Raw genomic sequence first — 13,762 nt, 5'->3', positions numbered from 1 at the left:
AACCCGAACACCTGTGCGACTGGAGGGTGACGTGATTGCTTCTGAGCGATTCGAGCGTGCCGCGGTGCTGGGGGTCGCTGTGGCTGAGGAGACTCGGCGGTTGCTGAGGCGCCACTTGGAGGACCGGGAGGAGGACGCCGACGGCACGGTCCTGCTGGACGTGCCCTACCCCGACGCGGCGGTCGTGGCCGCCCTGCTCGACGTGGCGGCCGAGTGCTTCGGCGAGCGCGGGAGCTCGGTGGAGGAGACCCGGCAGGCGGCGCTGGAGACGTTGTTACAGCTCGCGGGCTTCGACGAGGAGTCCCAGCTCAACCGGGGTGCGCCAGGCCGTGACGATAGGCGTAGGTGACGGCCTGTGCCCGGTCCCGTAGGTGCGCCTTGGCGAAGAGGTTGTTGATGTGGGTCTTGACGGTCGCCTCGGTGATGTAGAGGCGGGTGGCGATCTCCGCGTTCGACAGGCCCTCGGCGATGAGGCGCAGCACCTCGGTCTCGCGCGGGGTCAGGCCGTCGGGTGACCGGCCGTGGCCGTCGGGCGGCTGGTGAAGCTCGGTGGGCGGCCGGTCGTGCCTGCCGGTCTCACTCACCGGTGTGTGCGGTGTGGCCGCCTGACCGCCCCTGCGGGTCTCGCCGTCCTGAGCGTGCGCTGTGGCGGCCTGACCACTCCGGCGCGGCTCACGGTCCTGAGCGTGCGTTGCGGCGGCCTGACCGCTTCGGCGCGGCTCACGGTCCTGAGCGTGCGCCTCGGTCGTCTGGCCGCTGCTCCAGCGGGTTGTGCGGTCCTTGCTGTGCGGCGCCGCTGTTTGATCGCGTGCCGCCACAGACGTTGGCGTGTTGCCGCCCGCCTTGGCGGTGCCCGATCCGGCGGCGGTTGCCTCCCTGCCTGCTGGCTCGTCGTGACGAGGGCCGGCCGCAGGCGGGGGTGGTGAGGTGAGTGAGGTGCTCGGTGTGTCAGACGTTCCCGGTAGCGGGGGAGGGGCCATGGTGTCGAGGAGGCGGCGTTGCACCGTGGGGTCGAGCTGGGCGTCACCGCGCATCACCGTGGCCACGGCCGAGGCGATGTCGTCGGCGTCGGCGTCCTTGGTGAGAAAGCCGCGGGCGCCCGCGCGCAGTGCGGCGAAGACCGACTCGTCGTCGGAGTACGTGGTGAGCACGACGACCTGGGTGTCCGGGTACGCGGCGCGGATGCGTCCGGTGGCCTCCACGCCGTCCATGCGGGGCATGCGCAGGTCCATCAGCACCACGTCCGGCCGCTCGGCATCCACCACGCGCAGCGCCGCCTCGCCGTCGCCCGCCGAGCCGACCACCTCGATCCCGGGCAGCAGGCCGAGCAGCAGCACCAGCCCCTCACGCACCACGGCCTGGTCATCCACCACGACCACCCTGATCATCCGGGCGACCTCCTGCGCTTCGAGGGGACTTCGGCAACATCCATCCGGGAAGGTGCCATCGAGGGCGCGCGGCCGGCAGCCCGGCGCTGCGACGGTGTGCGGCCTGTTCCCGGAAGTGCGGACGGTGGGTGCGGGTTCATGCCGGAACCCTGAGATGGACGAGGAAGCCGCCGTCGTCCCGTTCACCGGCTGTCAGCGTGCCGCCGAGAAGTTCGGCGCGTTCCCGCATCCCCATGAGGCCATACCCGCCTTTGGGCGTGCCTGTGAGGCCGTGCCCGCCTTCAGCCGTGCCATGTGCGCCCTGACCCCCGTGCAGGCCGTCACCGCGCTCGTGGGCGCCGTTCAGGGCGTGACCACGCTCAGGGGCGCTCCTCTGAGGAGAGGCGGGGTTCGTGATGCGTAGGTCGCAGTGGTCGGGGGTGAAGGTCAGCGCGACCTGGGCCGGGCTGCCGGTGGCGTGGCGGCGGACGTTCGTGAGGGCCTCCTGGGCGGTGCGCAGGAGGGCGAGCTCCGTCTCCGGGGCGAGGCGCTGCTCGGGGCCCGAGATGCGGAGGGCGCAGGGCTGGTGGGTGGCGGTCTCGAAGTCGGCGGCGAGCGTGCGCAGGGCCGCGGGCAGGGCGGGCGGGTCCTCGCGCAGGGCCGAGACCGCGCGCCTGGCCTCCTCCAGGCCCGACTTGGCCAGGTCGCGGGCGTGGGTGACCCGGTCGAGGGCCTCGGCTGTACGTTCCGCGCGCAGCAGCAGCTTGGCGCCCTCCAGGTGGACGAGCTGGGCGGAGAGCGAGTGCGCGAGGATGTCGTGGATCTCCCTGGCGATCCTGGCTCGTTCTGCCAGCACCGCCTCCCTCGCCTCGGCGGCCCTGGTGGCCTTGCGCTGCCCCGCCGCGTACGTGATCAGGAAGATGAGGCCGACGCTGAGGACGAGGGGGAGAACGTCGGCCGGGCCGCTGGTGACCTCCCCCGCCACGACGAGCCCCGCGACGGCGAGAAGCCCGACAGCGATCGCCTGGCGCAACGGCAGGCGGCTCACCGCCAGGCTGACGCAGACGAGCAGGACGCCGATCGTCACCCCGCTGTGCGTGATCGAGTTGAGCGCGATGGACAGGACCACCGCCAGGAGGAGGGAGATCAGGATGACGGGCTGCGGCATCCCGCCCAGCCACTCGATCGCCTTCCACCAGGCGCTCCGACGGCGTGGGCGCAGAGGAGCCCCGTTACGAAGGTGCGGTGGGACGGCCCCGGCGCTTGATCGCGAGTGCGCGGCCCCGCTGCCGGAACCCTGCGGCACGGCTGCGCCACCGGCATCTGACGGCAGGGCGGCGCCGCCGTCGGCATGCGAAGGCGGGGCCGGGGTGGTGTCGATGGGGTTCGGGGAGCCCGTGGCTTCCTTGCGGAGTGACGGGAGCAGGGGGATGAGCAGGGCGAGGGACAGCGCGATGGTCAGGATGGTGACGGTCAGGGCGGTGCCGGTGAGGCCGGGTGCGGGGGTTGCCCGCACCTGGGCCACGATCAGCAGCACGACCACTCCCAGCCGCAGGGCATAGGGAACGACTCTGGGCAGGCCACGCATCACCCCACGAAAGTATCCGGTCGCCCGCTGGTAAGCGCACGGCCCCTGCGGGCGACGAGGTACGACTGGACGCCGATGGTGAGCCCGAGGAACAGCAGGATGCCGCCGGCGGAGACGGTCAGGCCGGCGGCGGCGCCGGCGAAGTAGAGCACGGCGCGGGCCGCCATCGAGGCCAGCCACGCCAGCAGGGTCCAGCCCGTGGCCTTCGACCAGGCGACGCCGGCGGAGTCGACCCAGACCCGTACGGTCCGCGCACGCCACGCGCCGAGCGCGAGGGCGGCCACGGCCTCCACGGCGAAGAGGGTCACGCTGAGGGCGAGGTGTTCCGGGTCGAAGAGCCCGCCCGTGACGAGGCCGAGGGCCACCATGGCGACGGCCGTGTAGAGGGCCGAGGTCCCTTGGGCGGGGCGGGTGCGGAGCTGGCGGTAGATGACGAACGCGACGGCGAGCAGGACGAGAAGGGAGATCTGCAGAGTTTCCACGGGGCTCGACCGTAAGGAGACGGCTGCCGCGCCGGATCGGCCTGCGGGTTGAGGGGTGGAATATCCACCGGTGCGTGGACTGTCCACCCCGGTGTCGGACGGCCGCCGGCGCGCGCGGAGTCCACGCTGGTCTCGGATGTCCACCCTGGGGTGGAGGGCGTCCTGGATATCGGTTCGCCTCTGTAAAGAATGTTCGGTTACCGTCCCATTTATGCGCATTCTCTCCGTGAACGTGGGCGCGGCGTGCGACGCCGAGTGGGCCGGGGCCCTGAAGCGTACGGCCATCGACAAGCAGGCGGTCGGGCACCGGGTCGCCGTGCGGGACAACGGGCTCGCCGGCGACGAGCGGGCCGACCAGAAGCACCACGGTTCGCCGGACTCCGCCGTCTACTCCTACGCCAGGGAGGACTACGACTGGTGGGAGAGGGAGCTCGGGAGGGAGCTGCGTGACGGCCGGTTCGGGGAGAACCTGACCACCTCGGGGATCGATGTCAACGGCGCGCTGATCGGGGAGCGGTGGCGCGTGGGCAGTGCCCTGCTGGAGGTGACCGGGCCGAGGACGCCGTGCGTGGTGTTCCGCAACTGGATGGACGAGCCGGGCTGGCTCAAGCGGTTCACGCGGGCGGGGCGGCCGGGGGCGTACCTGCGGGTGGTCGAGCTCGGGGAGCTGGGGGCGGGGGACGAGGTGGAGGTCGTCTTCCGGCCCGGGGTGGGAGTGAGCGTGGGCGACTGGTTCCGGGCCCGAAACGGGGATCGGGATGCGCTTCATCGCATCCTGGACGTGCCCGGACATGACGCGAAATGGGATGTGATGGCCGAGCAGGTCTTCGGCGAAAACGAGGTGGGCGGCCGGGCGGGCGGTTAGGGGCCGCCGCGCCCGGCTGGGTTGTCCGGGTGGGTTGGAGGTGACGTGCCCGGCCGGGTTGTCCGGGCGCGTGACGAGCGCCGCGCCCGGACGGATCGTCAGCGCAGGACCGAGTACAGCGCCGAGGTGAGTGAGGCCTTGCCGTCGTCCTGGTCGATCGACCACATCATCGAGCCGCCGAGGCCCTTGAGGCGGATGTAGGCCGCCTTCTGCACCAGCACCGCCGGATCGTCGTACGACCAGAACTCGTTCCCGTCGTACAGCCACATGGCCCCGGTCCTCAGGTCGCGGTAGCGCTTGCCGGGCTTGGACACCAGGTCCTTGTAGTCCTCGGTGCCCGGCGCCCACTTGCCGGGCGCGGGCCCCGTGGCCGGCTTGTAGAGGCCGTCCCCGCCGCCGGTCACGCCCGTCCAGCCCTGGCCGTACGCGGGCACGCCGATCACGAGCTTGCGGGCGGGCGCGCCGCGAGAGAGGTAGTCGCGCACGGTCTGGTCCACGCTGTAGCGGATCGGGTTCGGGTCGCGGCGGTCGTTGAACAGGTTGCCGTTGTGCCCGGTCTGCGGCTCCCAGGTGCCGTGCAGGTCGTAGCCCTGCAGGGTGGCGAAGTCGAGCTGCCGGAAGACGTCGCGTACCTCGAACCCGGCGTCGATCTTGGCGGCGGCGGCCGGGAGGAAGGCGGAGAGCTGCGCCGAGGAGGAGTGGGCACGCAGCTGCGAGCGCAGCTCGCGCACGAACAGCGTGAAGTTCCGCTTGTCCTCGGGCCGGATGATGTTGCCCTCGGCCCCGGACGAGCCCGGCCACTCCCAGTCCAGGTCGATCCCGTCGAACACGCCCGCGCCCGTGCCCGGCTCGAGCCCGGGCAGGTTGCCGCGCAGCCACAGGTCGATGCAGGAGCTCGCGAGCGCGGCGCGGGACTCGGGGGTGAGGACGGCGTCGGAGAAGTACTTGGAGCCGGTCCAGCCGCCCAGCGAGATCATCAGCTTGAGCTGCGGGTGCTTGGCCTTGAGCTTGCGGAGCTGGTTGAGGTTGCCGTTCAGCGCCTGCCCCGGCGCGTCCGCCACCCCGTCCACGCTCTGCTCCGCCGGCACCGGCCGCTGCCAGTCGGCCCACGGGTCGGACGAGTAGCAGGCGCCCTCGGCGTTGACGAACCCGAACGCGTAGTTGAGGTGGGTGAGCTTGGCCGCGGCCCCCGTGACGTCTACGTCCTTGACGTGGTAGTTGCGGCCGTAGACGCCCCACTGGATGAAGTACGCGACCCGCTTGAAGCCGGTGCGGGCCTCGGCGGGCACGGCGAACGCCGTGAGACCGAGTAAGAGCGACAGTGCGATCAGGATCTTCTTTTTCACGAGCGGCTCCCGGGACGCGCGCTTTTATAGGAAACTTTCCTATAAATTAGACGCGATCGTAGAGCGGACGCCCGCCCCCGTCAACGATCCGCGCGATCTCCTCGGGGCTCGACAACAGCCCCCACGCGTACGGGGGATCGGAGAACAGCGACAACACCAGATCGGCGATCTCCTGCCGGCCGGCGGCGGCCACGAGCAGGTTCACGACGTGCGGGGGCGGCGGCTGCAGGAACGCGTTCGTCCACTCGGTGACCGGCCTGCCGGCCTCCCACATGCGCTCCGCCGTGGCCCTGGCGAAGGCCGCGTCGTACGGGCCGCCCGCCGCGATGGCCTCGGCCGCGATCCACGCGCACCTGGAGCCCAGGTTCGCGCCCTGGCCGGTGATCGGGTCGTTGACGATCCAGGCGTCGCCGACGGCCAGCGCGACGCGCCCGCTCGGCAGCTCCGCCACCGGCCCGCGCACCGTCGGCGTGACGGCGCCCTGCAGCAGGTCGTCCGGCCCGACCAGCTCGAACGCCGCCGCGTCCACGCCCTCGGCCAGGCGCGGCGCGTGCTCGCGCAGCAGCGCGAGCAGCGTGGCGGCGACCGCGTCCCCGGGCGCGCGGGTGACCGGCTCCAGCGGCCCTCCGGGGATCGCCTCGACGAGAATGGCCGAGACGATGCCCTCACGGGTCAGCATCGGCGCCTGGAAGATCTCGCCCGCGCCGCCGGAGATGTTGTACGAGAAGACGGCCCCGAGGTCGAGCCCCCGGTACAGCCCGGCCGCCAGCAGCCGCTGCGGCCTGTCGTACGGGGACCGCGCGGCGTCACGCGGGAACAGCTCGCTCACCGAACGCCTGCCCGCTGCCACCACCATCAGCTCGTGCCGCTCCGACCAGCGATCCACCTGCGCGGCGTCCGGAGCCGAGCCGGACACGACGAGCTCGCCGCCGCGCCGGACGTAGTCGTCCATGAACGCGGGCAGCAGCAGCCGGAGGTCCACCGCGTGGAACGGCTCGGCGATGGTGGCCGCGAACTCCAGCGGCGGCTCCCCCTTGATCGAGAGCTTGGCCGTGCTCATGAGACAGGCCGGATCCCGGTAGTGCTCGCTGCCCAGCTCCCGCTCCCGTGCCTGCGTGTGCCCCATGCGTACCACCGTGGCCGGTAACCGCCCCTTGCGCAGGGCGTCGGCGTCGCCCTCGCAGTAGAGCGTCGTCCCGACGCCGAGCTGCTGCAGCCGCAGCGCGAGGGTGAGCCCCGAGATCCCCGCCCCGACGATGCCGATCCCCATGCCGATCCCCGTGCCGATCCCCGTGCCGGTACCGGTGCCGATGCCTGCCATGACGTCCCCTTCCGTGGCTGATAGGGCTTCAGTGCAACGCGCCGGGCTTGTAGCCGGATTGGAGCACTCTTGGGAGCCGGGCAAACTGGAAGGCGTGCCATCCACTTTGCCTGACGGCGATCCCGCGCCCACCTCGGGCGAGCTGCCCGACACCGCCCTGCGCGGCCTCGGCGAGCGCCCGTTCGGCTTCTACGTGCACGTGCCGTTCTGCGTGACGCGCTGCGGCTACTGCGACTTCAACACCTACACCGCCGCCGAGCTGGGGCCCGGCGCCTCCCACCGCGACTACGCCGACACGGTGGTGGAGGAGGTGCGCCTCGCGCGCCGCGTCCTGGGCGAGGCCGACCTGCCGGTGGAGACGGTGTTCTTCGGGGGTGGCACGCCCACGCTGCTGCCGCCCGAAGACCTGGCCAGGATCCTGGCCGCGATCGGCTCCGAGTTCGGGCTGAGGCCGGGGGCCGAGGTCACCACGGAGGCCAACCCCGAGTCCGTCGACCCCTCCTACCTGGAGAAGCTGCGTCACGGCGGCTTCAACAGGGTCAGCTTCGGCATGCAGAGCGCCCGCGAGCACGTGCTGCGGGTGCTCGACCGCCGGCACACGCCCGGGCGGGCCGCGGCGGCCGTGCGCGAGGCCAGGCAGGCCGGGTTCGAGCACGTCAACCTCGACCTGATCTACAGCACGCCGGGCGAGACCGACGACGACTGGCGGGCCTCCCTGAGCGCGGCGATCGAGGCGGGGCCCGACCACGTGTCGGCGTACTCGCTGATCGTCGAGGACGGCACCAGGCTGGCCGCCCGCATCCGGCGCGGCGAGCTGCCCATGCCCGACGACGACGTGGCCGCCGACCGCTACCTGATCGCCGACGAACTGCTCGCGGAGGCCGGGTTCCGCTGGTACGAGGTGTCCAACTGGGCCGTCTCCGACGAGGCCCGCTGCCGGCACAACCTGCTCTACTGGACCGGCGGCGACTGGTGGGCGGCCGGCCCAGGCGCCCACAGCCACGTCGGCGGCACCCGCTGGTGGAACGTCAAGCACCCCGCCGCCTACGCCCAGCGGCTGGCCGCCGGCGCCTCGCCCGCCCACGCCCGCGAGGTCCTCGCCCAGGACGACCGCGACGCCGAGCGGCTGATGCTGGAGCTCCGGCTCGACTCCGGCTACCCGCTGGCCGACGTGGCGCCGGCCGCGCGCACCACCGTGGCGAGCGCGCTGGCCCGCGGGCTGCTGCAGCCCGAGGCGTTCAAGCGGGGGCGGCTGGTGCTGACCCTGCAGGGGCGGCTCCTGGCGGACGCCCTGATCCGGGACCTGCTGGTCTAGGTGATCATCCGGATGGAGAACGGGTAGCGGTAGCGCGCGCCCTTGTTGGTGGCCATCGCCGCCTGGATGTGGAAGATCAGCGACAGGATCCAGACGACCGGCAGCAGCGCGAAGCCGACCACCACGATCATCAGGATGCTCGAGATGAGGTAGCCGATGAACATCGTGATCTGGAAGTTGAGCGCCTCGGCCGCCTGGTCCCTCACGTACGGGGACTCGTCCTTCTTCATCAGGTAGATGATCAGCGGACCGATCCACGAGACCAGCAGGCCCAGCAGGTGGGACAGCATGGCCATCTGGGTGTCGTCGGTGCCGGGACGGGGGCCGAACCTGCCCGGGATGTACGGCTCGCCCCTGCCGGGCGCGTAACCGTAGCCGGGCGGCGCGGCGTGCCCCCCGGGCGGGACGTGACCTCCCGGCGCGCCGTAACCCCCAGGAGGAGGGTAGCCGCCGGGCGGAGGGTAGCCGCCGGGCTGACCGAAGCCGGGGGCGGAGCCGGGCTGCTGCCCGTAGGGGGCCTGCGGGCCGAAGTCGGGCGCCGAGCCGGGCTGCTGCCCGTAAGGGGCCGACGGCCCGTAGGGGGCCTGCTGCCCGAAGGAAGGGCCCTGCGGTCCGAAGGAAGGGCCCTGCGGCCCGTGACCCGGCTGCGAGGCGGGGCCGGACGGCCGGCCGTGACCCGGGTACTGGGGCCCGGAGCCCCGCGCCGGCGGAAGGTCCTCGGGGGTGACCCTGCGTGTGGCGTCGTCGTCGGGCGGCGGCTGGGTCGGGTCCTGGCTCATGGTGCCTCCGTAACGAAGTCGATCAGTTCCTCGACCCGGCCGAGCAGCTCCGGCTCCAGGTCCGTGTACGTCGAGACGGCGCCGAGGATCCGCCGCCACGCCTGCGCCGGCTCCATCCGCCAGCCGAGCGCGGCGATGACGCCCTCCTTCCACGGCACTCCGCGCGGCACGTCGGGCCAGGCGGGGATGCGCAGCACGGACGGCTTGACCGCCTGCCAGATGTCGATGTACGGGTGCCCCACCACGAGCACGTCCGGCGAGGTGATCTCGGCGGCGATCCTGCTCTCCTTGGACCCGGGCACCAGGTGGTCGACCAGCACGCCCAGCCGGCGCCCCGGCTCGGGGCCGAACTCCGCCACGATGGCGGGCAGGTCGTCCACGCCCTCCAGGTACTCGACCACGACCCCTTCGACCCGCAGGTCATGGCCCCAGATCTTCTCCACGAGGGCGGCGTCGTGCACGCCCTCCACGTAGATCCGGCTCTGCCTGGCGACCCTGGCGCGCAGCCCCTCCACGGCGATCGAGCCCGACGCGCTGCGCCTGGGCCCGGCGGCGGGGGCCGCGGCGGGGCGTACCAGCGTCACGGGCCTGCCCTCCAGCAGGAAGGCGGCCGGCGCGAGCGGGAACAGTCGGCGCTTGCCGAACCGGTCCTCCAGCGTGACGGCCTCCTTGTCGCAGGCCACCACGGCGCCGCAGAAGCCGCTGTCGGCGTCCTCGACGACGAGGTCCAGCTCGGCGGGCACTTTCGGGATCTTCCCCTTGCCCGGCCGCCGCCAATTTCCCGCCAGCACATCGCCCTCGTACACACGGGGACCGTAGCAAATCACCCGCCGACCGCAAGGCGCTTGCGGGCGCCGCTGCGCCGGACCAGGACGGTGATGGTGCCGCCGATCGCGACGAGCAGCCCGGCTCCCGGGATCAGGAACAGGGCGGCGAGCCCACCGGTGATGCCGCCCACGGCGGAGAAGGCGTCGCGGCCCACGCCGTACCGGACGGCGGCCTGCTCCTGGTTGGTGCAGGTGAGCTGGTAGTCGCCCTTGGCGGGCGCGTTGATCACGAGGAACTGCTCCCAGACGGTGCCCCCCGCCGTGACCTTCTGGGAGCCCGTGGTCCTGGCGAGCCTGGCCTGCCCGGGGCCGCCGGTGATGGCGCAGTCGTAGCTGACCTGAGTGTCGCTGGCGATGTACACGCCGGGCTTCTGGGCCGGGTCGATCGGCACCGTGACGCTCTCACCGGACGCGAACGTCCTGGTCGGGGCCAGATCCGACACGCTGCTCACGATGCCGCCGGTGAACAGGAGCGCCCCGGCCACGCAGCACACCAGGAAGACGCCCCAGACCGCCGCGAGCCACCACAAGCGGGGCTTTATGTCTTTGGAGTTGATTCGTGGCGGAAATTGTGCTTGTTGGCCGTATTGTCCGTACTGAGGTGGCGGGCCGAACGGCGGCGGGGCCATTCCGGGCTGCGCCTGCCCTGACGGCGGTTGCCAGTACGGAGACGGCGGCGCCTGGCCGGGATTCGGCTGGGACCCCGGCTGCGGGCCGTACTGAGGAGGCTGCGGCTGACCGTGGTAGGGACCCTGCCCAGGCGGGGGGCCGTACGACGGGGGCCGGGAATCGTCGGTCATAGGGGCAAGTGTGGGGCCAGTCGCTTCCAAGAAGCTAGAAGCAGGATGTGGGACGCGGTGTTATCGCACCTTGTGGGCGAGAGCCGTACACTTGGCACTCGGGAACACAGAGTGCTAGACCTCGCGTTCCTGATATGGACAGAGGCAGGAGGTGAGCACGTGCTCGACGATAGGAAGCTGGCGGTGCTCCGCGCCATTGTCGAAGACTACGTGTCCACCAACGAACCGGTGGGCTCCAAGGCGCTCGCCGAGCGCCACAACCTGAAGGTCTCCCCGGCGACGGTCAGGAACGACATGGCCGCGCTGGAGGAGGAGGGCTACATCACCCAGCCGCACACCAGCGCGGGCCGCGTGCCGACGGACAAGGGCTACCGCCTGTTCGTCGACCGGCTCTCGCAGGTCAAGCCGCTGTCGGGAGCCGAGCGCAGGGCGATCGAGACCTTCCTGGCCGGCGCGGTCGACCTCGACGACGTGGTGACCCGCACGGTCCGGCTGCTCGCGCAGCTGACCAGGCAGGTGGCGGTGGTGCAGTATCCGACGCTGACCCGTTCGACCGTCAGGCACGTCGAGCTGGTCCCGCTGAACGACCGGCGGGTCATGTTCGTGCTCATCACCAACACCGGCCGCGTCGAGCAGCGCGTGGTGGAGCTGCCCGAGGCGATCGAAGACGCCCGGATCGCGCACCTGCGCGCCGTGCTCAACGCCTGCCTCGACGGGTGCGGCCTGAGCACCGTGCCCGAGCTGGTCGCCGACCTGCCCGAGCGGCTGGCTCCAGAAGACCGGCCCGCCGCGGCGACGATCCTTTCGGTGCTGCTGGAGACGCTGGTCGAGCGGCACGACGAGAAGATCGTGTTCGCCGGCGCGGCCAATCTCGCCGGCGCCGACTTCACCACCGGCCTGCGCGACGTGCTGGAGGCACTGGAGGAGCAGGTCGTCCTCATCCGGCTGCTCGGCGAGACTTCCGATACCCCGTCCGCGCTCACCGTGCGCATCGGCGCGGAAAACCCGTACCTGCGGGGGACATCCGTCGTCGCGACCGGATACGGTTCTGGCGACAACCAACTGGCCCGGCTCGGTGTGCTGGGGCCCACCAGGATGGACTATCCCGTGACGATGGGCGCCGTACGCGCGGTGGCACGCTACGTCAGCCAGATCCTGGCTGCATCATAAGAGGTCGATAAGTGGCAAACAGCGACTACTACGCCACCCTCGGGGTGCGCCGTGACGCAAGTCAGGATGAGATCAAGAAGGCTTACCGCCGACTCGCCCGCGAGCTGCACCCCGACGTGAACCCCGATCCCGAGACCCAGGAGCGGTTCAAGGAGATCACGCAGGCCTACGAGGTGCTGTCCGACCCGAACAAGCGCCAGATGTACGACCTGGGCGGCGACCCCTTCGGCGGCGCGGGCGCGGCGGCGGGCGCCGGCGGCTTCGGCGCGGGCTTCCCGTTCAGCGACATCATGGACGCCTTCTTCGGCACCGCGACCGGCGCCAGGGGCCCGCGCTCGCGTGCCCGCAGGGGCCGCAACGCCACCATCCGGGTGGAGCTCGACCTGCGCGAGACCGCGTTCGGCACCACCCGCGAGCTGGTCGTCGACACGGCCGTGCTGTGCGAGGTGTGCCACGGGGCCGGCGCCGCGCCCGGCACCCACCCCGACACCTGCGACATGTGCAACGGTCGCGGCGAGATCTCCCAGGTCACCCGCTCGTTCCTGGGCCAGGTCATGACCTCGCGCCCCTGCCCGCAGTGCGGCGGCTTCGGCTCGATCATCCGCCACCCCTGCCAGGAGTGCTCCGGCGACGGCCGCGTGCGCACCCGCCGCACCATCAAGGTCCGCATCCCGGCGGGCGTCGAGGACGGCACCCACATCCAGCTCGCCGGCGAGGGCGAGGTCGGCCCCGGCGGCGGCCCGCCCGGAGACCTGTTCCTCGAGATCGTCGAGCGGCCCCACGAGATCTTCGAACGGCGCGGCGACGACCTCCACTGCACCGTCCAGATCCCGATGACGGCCGCCGCGCTCGGCACCATCCTCGCGGTCGAGACGCTTGACGGCTCCGAAGAGGTGGACGTCCGCCCCGGCACGCAGTCCGGGCAGGTCATCACCATGTACGGCCGCGGCGTCCAGCGGCTCAACGAGTCCGGCAGGGGCGACCTGCTGATCCACGTCAACGTCGAGACCCCGACCCGCCTCGACACCGCGCAGGAGGACCTGCTGCGCGAGCTGGCCAAGCAGCGGGGCGAGGAGCGCCCGCCGGGCAAGTTCGCGCCGGGCCAGCAGGGCTTCTTCTCCCGGCTGCGCGACGCCTTCAACGGCCGGTGACGGTCCCGGTCTTCCTCGCTCAGGGCCTCGACGGCCCTGAGCTGACGCTCGGCGGCCCCGAGGGGCGGCACGCGGCCTCCGTGCGCCGCCTGCGGCCCGGCGAGCGGGTCGACCTGACCGACGGGGCCGGCGCGGTCGCCGAGTGTGTCGTGCGCGAGACGCTGAAGGACGCGCTCCGCCTCGACGTGCTGCGCCGCTACGACGTCGAGGCGCCCCGGCCCAGGCTCGTCGTCGTCCAGGGGCTGCCCAAGGGCGACAGGGGCGAGCTGGCGGTCGAGATGATGACCGAGGCCGGCGTGGACGTCATCGTCCCGTGGGCCGCCTCGCGCAGCATCACGCAGTGGAAGGGCGACAAGGTCGCCAAGGCGCTGGGCCGCTGGCGCGCCACCGCCCGCGAGGCGGGCAAGCAGGCCCGCCGCTTCCACCTGCCCGAGGTGGCCGACCTGGCCTCCACCAGGCAGGTCGAGCGGCTCCTGTCGGAGGCCGCGCTGGGGCTGGTGCTGCACGAGGAGGCGGCCGAGCCGCTGTCGGGCGTGCCGTTGCCCGCGGGCGGCGACATCGTGGTGGTCGTGGGGCCGGAGGGCGGCGTCTCGGAGGAGGAGCTGGCCGGGTTCCGCGCCGCCGGGGCGACGTCGGTGCTGCTCGGGCCGACGGTCCTGCGGACGTCCACGGCCGGGGTCGCCGCGGCGGCCGTGCTGCTCAGCCGTACGGGACGCTGGTAGGAGCTCGGCTGGAGCGGTACGGGAGCCCC

14 protein-coding genes are annotated in these 13,762 nt (G+C 72.1%); 6 read left to right on the top strand and 8 right to left on the bottom strand.

Annotated features, from left to right (window positions below; translation table 11 throughout):
* Window positions 1-100 precede the first annotated feature (100 nt).
* On the top strand, window positions 101-349 hold the full coding sequence (locus tag HD597_RS38625) for a hypothetical protein (protein ID WP_253749012.1): 249 nt from the start codon (window positions 101-103) through the stop codon (window positions 347-349).
* On the opposite strand, the gene HD597_RS67020 is transcribed toward HD597_RS38625, so the two are convergent.
* The 3 genes from HD597_RS67020 to HD597_RS38605 all read right to left on the bottom strand — a co-directional run bounded on the left by HD597_RS67020 (window position 309) and on the right by HD597_RS38605 (window position 3,437).
* Window positions 309-1,388: a response regulator gene (locus HD597_RS67020; RefSeq protein WP_372513455.1), complete on the bottom strand. Its 1,080-nt coding sequence runs from the start codon at window positions 1,386-1,388 to the stop codon at window positions 309-311. The two genes, HD597_RS38625 and HD597_RS67020, sit on opposite strands and share 41 nt — an antisense overlap.
* A 136-nt stretch (window positions 1,389-1,524) precedes the next feature.
* Complete coding sequence (locus tag HD597_RS38610) at window positions 1,525-2,955, bottom strand: sensor histidine kinase (RefSeq protein WP_253749010.1); 1,431 nt, start codon at window positions 2,953-2,955, stop codon at window positions 1,525-1,527.
* Window positions 2,955-3,437, bottom strand: coding sequence for a hypothetical protein (locus HD597_RS38605; protein WP_253749008.1), 483 nt, complete (start codon window positions 3,435-3,437; stop codon window positions 2,955-2,957). The genes HD597_RS38610 and HD597_RS38605 overlap by 1 nt, the downstream gene beginning before the upstream one ends.
* A gap of 211 nt (window positions 3,438-3,648) precedes the next feature.
* Between HD597_RS38605 and HD597_RS38600 the strand changes: the two genes are divergently transcribed.
* Window positions 3,649-4,302, top strand: coding sequence for an MOSC domain-containing protein (locus HD597_RS38600; protein ID WP_253749006.1), 654 nt, complete (start codon window positions 3,649-3,651; stop codon window positions 4,300-4,302).
* 98 nt (window positions 4,303-4,400) lie between these two features.
* Here HD597_RS38600 and HD597_RS38595 read toward each other — a convergent pair whose 3' ends face one another.
* Together HD597_RS38595 and HD597_RS38590 are read right to left on the bottom strand one after the other, a co-directional pair.
* Window positions 4,401-5,648, bottom strand: a complete 1,248-nt coding sequence (locus tag HD597_RS38595) for a glycoside hydrolase family 18 protein (RefSeq protein ID WP_253749004.1) — start codon at window positions 5,646-5,648, stop codon at window positions 4,401-4,403.
* A gap of 46 nt (window positions 5,649-5,694) precedes the next feature.
* A complete protein-coding gene (locus HD597_RS38590) occupies window positions 5,695-6,969 on the bottom strand; it encodes a styrene monooxygenase/indole monooxygenase family protein (protein WP_253749002.1) in 1,275 nt (424 codons plus the stop codon).
* Between the two features lie 94 nt (window positions 6,970-7,063).
* Between HD597_RS38590 and hemW the strand changes: the two genes are divergently transcribed.
* The gene (hemW, locus tag HD597_RS38585) at window positions 7,064-8,284 is read left to right on the top strand and encodes a radical SAM family heme chaperone HemW (protein WP_253749000.1); all 1,221 of its coding nucleotides are present in this window, start codon (window positions 7,064-7,066) and stop codon (window positions 8,282-8,284) included.
* On the opposite strand, the gene HD597_RS38580 is transcribed toward hemW, so the two are convergent.
* From HD597_RS38580 to HD597_RS38570, 3 genes are read right to left on the bottom strand one after another with little or no spacing between them, the layout of a single operon-like run.
* The gene (locus HD597_RS38580; RefSeq protein ID WP_253748998.1) at window positions 8,281-9,063 is read right to left on the bottom strand and encodes a DUF4870 domain-containing protein; all 783 of its coding nucleotides are present in this window, start codon (window positions 9,061-9,063) and stop codon (window positions 8,281-8,283) included. The genes hemW and HD597_RS38580 overlap by 4 nt on opposite strands.
* Window positions 9,060-9,869, bottom strand: coding sequence for a DUF3097 domain-containing protein (locus tag HD597_RS38575; RefSeq protein ID WP_253748996.1), 810 nt, complete (start codon window positions 9,867-9,869; stop codon window positions 9,060-9,062). Before HD597_RS38575 ends, HD597_RS38580 begins: the two co-directional genes overlap by 4 nt.
* A gap of 17 nt (window positions 9,870-9,886) precedes the next feature.
* Window positions 9,887-10,420 (bottom strand): hypothetical protein, encoded by a 534-nt coding sequence (locus tag HD597_RS38570; RefSeq protein WP_253748994.1) that lies wholly within the window; start codon window positions 10,418-10,420, stop codon window positions 9,887-9,889.
* A gap of 429 nt (window positions 10,421-10,849) precedes the next feature.
* On the opposite strand from HD597_RS38570, the gene hrcA reads away from it, so the two are divergent.
* The 3 genes from hrcA to HD597_RS38555 are packed head-to-tail and all read left to right on the top strand — an operon-like array spanning window position 10,850 to window position 13,733.
* Window positions 10,850-11,860 carry a heat-inducible transcriptional repressor HrcA gene (gene hrcA, locus HD597_RS38565; RefSeq protein ID WP_253748992.1) on the top strand — a complete coding sequence of 337 codons (1,011 nt, stop codon included), beginning with the start codon at window positions 10,850-10,852 and terminating at the stop codon, window positions 11,858-11,860.
* Window positions 11,861-11,871: 11 nt separating this feature from the next.
* On the top strand, window positions 11,872-13,011 hold the full coding sequence (gene dnaJ, locus HD597_RS38560) for a molecular chaperone DnaJ (protein WP_253748990.1): 1,140 nt from the start codon (window positions 11,872-11,874) through the stop codon (window positions 13,009-13,011).
* Window positions 13,008-13,733 (top strand): 16S rRNA (uracil(1498)-N(3))-methyltransferase, encoded by a 726-nt coding sequence (locus HD597_RS38555; RefSeq protein WP_253748988.1) that lies wholly within the window; start codon window positions 13,008-13,010, stop codon window positions 13,731-13,733. Before dnaJ ends, HD597_RS38555 begins: the two co-directional genes overlap by 4 nt.
* Window positions 13,734-13,762 lie beyond the last annotated feature (29 nt).

The organism is Nonomuraea thailandensis (assembly GCF_024172165.1).
In the GTDB taxonomy this organism is placed as follows: Bacteria; Actinomycetota; Actinomycetes; order Streptosporangiales; family Streptosporangiaceae; genus Nonomuraea; species Nonomuraea thailandensis.
This window is presented reverse-complemented; position numbering and strand designations above follow the sequence as displayed.

What these genes read in the sequence shown, in the direction of transcription:
- HD597_RS38590 (WP_253749002.1), bottom strand. Translation starts at nt 6,969, where the DNA reads ATGGCAGGCATCGGCACCGGTACCGGCACGGGGATCGGCACGGGGATC.
- HD597_RS38580 (WP_253748998.1), bottom strand. Translation starts at nt 9,063, where the DNA reads ATGAGCCAGGACCCGACCCAGCCGCCGCCCGACGACGACGCCACACGC.
- HD597_RS67020 (WP_372513455.1), bottom strand. Translation starts at nt 1,388, where the DNA reads ATGATCAGGGTGGTCGTGGTGGATGACCAGGCCGTGGTGCGTGAGGGG.
- HD597_RS38600 (WP_253749006.1), top strand. Translation starts at nt 3,649, where the DNA reads ATGCGCATTCTCTCCGTGAACGTGGGCGCGGCGTGCGACGCCGAGTGG.
- HD597_RS38610 (WP_253749010.1), bottom strand. Translation starts at nt 2,955, where the DNA reads ATGCGTGGCCTGCCCAGAGTCGTTCCCTATGCCCTGCGGCTGGGAGTG.